Source organism: Microbacterium sp. NPDC060117 (genome assembly GCF_042729315.1).
GTDB lineage: Bacteria > Actinomycetota > Actinomycetes > Actinomycetales > Microbacteriaceae > Microbacterium.
Window position 1 is genome coordinate 1,375 of sequence record NZ_JBHWXR010000005.1, and the last position, 3,367, is coordinate 4,741.

Sequence of the window (3,367 nt, forward strand, 5' to 3'; positions counted from 1 at the left end):
TACATTGTCGGCGCGGAATCACTTGACCAGTGAGCTATTACGCACTCTTTCAAGGGTGGCTGCTTCTAAGCCAACCTCCTGGTTGTCACAGCAACTCCACATCCTTTCCCACTTAGCACGCGCTTAGGGACCTTAGTTGGTGGTCTGGGTTGTTTCCCTCTCGACTATGAAGCTTATCCCCCACAGTCTCACTGCTGCGCTCTCACTTACCGGCATTCGGAGTTTGGCTGACGTCAGTAACCTTGTAGGGCCCATCGGCCATCCAGTAGCTCTACCTCCGGCAAGAAACACGCAACGCTGCACCTAAATGCATTTCGGAGAGAACCAGCTATCACGAAGTTTGATTGGCCTTTCACCCCTATCCACAGCTCATCCCCTCAGTTTTCAACCTAAGTGGGTTCGGCCCTCCACGACGTCTTACCGTCGCTTCAGCCTGGCCATGGATAGATCACTTCGCTTCGGGTCTAGGACACGCGACTGAATCGCCCTATTCAGACTCGCTTTCGCTACGGCTACCCCACACGGGTTAACCTCGCCACGTATCGCTAACTCGCAGGCTCATTCTTCAAAAGGCACGCTGTCACCCCTACTAAGGAGGCTCCAACGGTTTGTAAGCAAACGGTTTCAGGTACTATTTCACTCCCCTCCCGGGGTACTTTTCACCTTTCCCTCACGGTACTTGTCCGCTATCGGTCATCTGGGAGTATTTAGGCTTATCAGGTGGTCCTGACAGATTCACACGGGATTTCTCGGGCCCCGTGCTACTTGGGATACTCTTCACGCCAAGCCAGGCATTTCGACTACGGGGTTCGCACCCTCTATGACCGGCCATTCAAAACCGTTCGTCTATACCTGCTTGTAACGCTGAAAGTTCGGCAGAACAATCAGAAAAGTCCCGCAACCCCGGGCATGCAACGCCTGCCGGCTATCACACACACCCGGTTTAGCCTCATCCGCTTTCGCTCGCCACTACTCACGGAATCACATGTTGTTTTCTCTTCCTGTGGGTACTGAGATGTTTCACTTCCCCACGTTCCCTCTACCCGCCCTATATATTCAGGCGGGAGTCACTAGGTCGGCACGCCGCCCAGCGGGGTTTCCCCATTCGGACACCCTCGGATCAAAACTCGCTTATCAGTTCCCCGAGGCTTATCGCAGATTGCTACGTCCTTCTTCGGCTCCAGATGCCAAGGCATCCACCGTTTGCTCTTAAAGACTTGAAATCACATGAGTTCATCAAGAATCGGTACCAGACCCCGAAGGATCCAGTTCGAAATTGACTAATGATCTTTAAGATCATCAAAACAACACAACCCCAAAGGGTCATGTTGAAGATGCTCGCGTCCACTGTGTAGTTCTCAAAGTACGGGCGGTCCCCCACCCCCTCACCACAGTGAGAGGCATGAAGGCCAGAAGTACCGCATGTGTTCCCACACCCGGTCCCTCAGGACCCAACAGCGTGCAGGCACCAAACCCGCCGGCCCCCGCGTTCCCACACCGAAGTGCGTACTAGCAGAAACCATTGGCTCTGATGCCATGTCAAATGTTCCACCCATGAGCTCCCAGCGAAGAACGTGTGCCTTCGATCTGGGTTCTGGACTCCGAAGAGTCAGATGCTCCTTAGAAAGGAGGTGATCCAGCCGCACCTTCCGGTACGGCTACCTTGTTACGACTTAGTCCTAATTACCGATCCCACCTTCGACGGCTCCCTCCACAAGGGTTAGGCCACCGGCTTCAGGTGTTACCGACTTTCATGACTTGACGGGCGGTGTGTACAAGACCCGGGAACGTATTCACCGCAGCGTTGCTGATCTGCGATTACTAGCGACTCCGACTTCATGAGGTCGAGTTGCAGACCTCAATCCGAACTGGGACCGGCTTTTTGGGATTCGCTCCACCTCACGGTATTGCAGCCCTTTGTACCGGCCATTGTAGCATGCGTGAAGCCCAAGACATAAGGGGCATGATGATTTGACGTCATCCCCACCTTCCTCCGAGTTGACCCCGGCAGTATCCCATGAGTTCCCACCATTACGTGCTGGCAACATAGAACGAGGGTTGCGCTCGTTGCGGGACTTAACCCAACATCTCACGACACGAGCTGACGACAACCATGCACCACCTGTTCACGAGTGTCCAAAGAGTTGACCATTTCTGGCCCGTTCTCGTGTATGTCAAGCCTTGGTAAGGTTCTTCGCGTTGCATCGAATTAATCCGCATGCTCCGCCGCTTGTGCGGGTCCCCGTCAATTCCTTTGAGTTTTAGCCTTGCGGCCGTACTCCCCAGGCGGGGAACTTAATGCGTTAGCTGCGTCACGGAATCCGTGGAAAGGACCCCACAACTAGTTCCCAACGTTTACGGGGTGGACTACCAGGGTATCTAAGCCTGTTTGCTCCCCACCCTTTCGCTCCTCAGCGTCAGTTACGGCCCAGAGATCTGCCTTCGCCATCGGTGTTCCTCCTGATATCTGCGCATTCCACCGCTACACCAGGAATTCCAATCTCCCCTACCGCACTCTAGTCTGCCCGTACCCACTGCAGGCCCGAGGTTGAGCCTCGGGATTTCACAGCAGACGCGACAAACCGCCTACGAGCTCTTTACGCCCAATAATTCCGGATAACGCTTGCACCCTACGTATTACCGCGGCTGCTGGCACGTAGTTAGCCGGTGCTTTTTCTGCAGGTACCGTCACTTTCGCTTCTTCCCTGCTAAAAGAGGTTTACAACCCGAAGGCCGTCATCCCTCACGCGGCGTTGCTGCATCAGGCTTCCGCCCATTGTGCAATATTCCCCACTGCTGCCTCCCGTAGGAGTCTGGGCCGTGTCTCAGTCCCAGTGTGGCCGGTCACCCTCTCAGGCCGGCTACCCGTCGACGCCTTGGTGAGCCATTACCTCACCAACAAGCTGATAGGCCGCGAGCCCATCCCCCACCAAAAAATCTTTCCAGTCACTAACCATGCGGTTGCGACTCGTATCCAGTATTAGACGCCGTTTCCAGCGCTTATCCCAGAGTGAGGGGCAGGTTGCTCACGTGTTACTCACCCGTTCGCCACTAATCCCCCAAAGCAAGCTTCGGGTTCATCGTTCGACTTGCATGTGTTAAGCACGCCGCCAGCGTTCATCCTGAGCCAGGATCAAACTCTCCGTAAAAGAAAAATGCATACGAAACCGGGGAAAACCGGAACGCAGCGAGTTCGAAACTGACCAAAGAGATGACATCATTGCTGACTTCATCCGAATGCCAACCCCAAAAAGAGGCTGGTCTTTGATCCAAAGGAATTTCTCAAACCAGCCCAAAGACTGGAACGAGGAATAAATTGGCATTTGACAAGTGCACGCTGTTGAGTTCTCAAGGATCGGATGCTCCT

General features: G+C 54.3%; 2 rRNA genes (1 of these 2 cut by a window edge). Both read right to left on the reverse strand.

The annotated features are described in order from the left end of the window. Positions 1 to 1,223, reverse strand: a 23S ribosomal RNA gene (locus tag ACFWCK_RS19340); it reaches 1,104 nt to the left of the window's first position. A 401-nt stretch (positions 1,224 to 1,624) separates the two neighbouring features. After that, positions 1,625 to 3,149 (reverse strand): 16S ribosomal RNA (locus ACFWCK_RS19345). Together the 16S and 23S rRNA genes form the textbook arrangement of a ribosomal RNA operon. Positions 3,150 to 3,367: the final 218 nt, after the last annotated feature.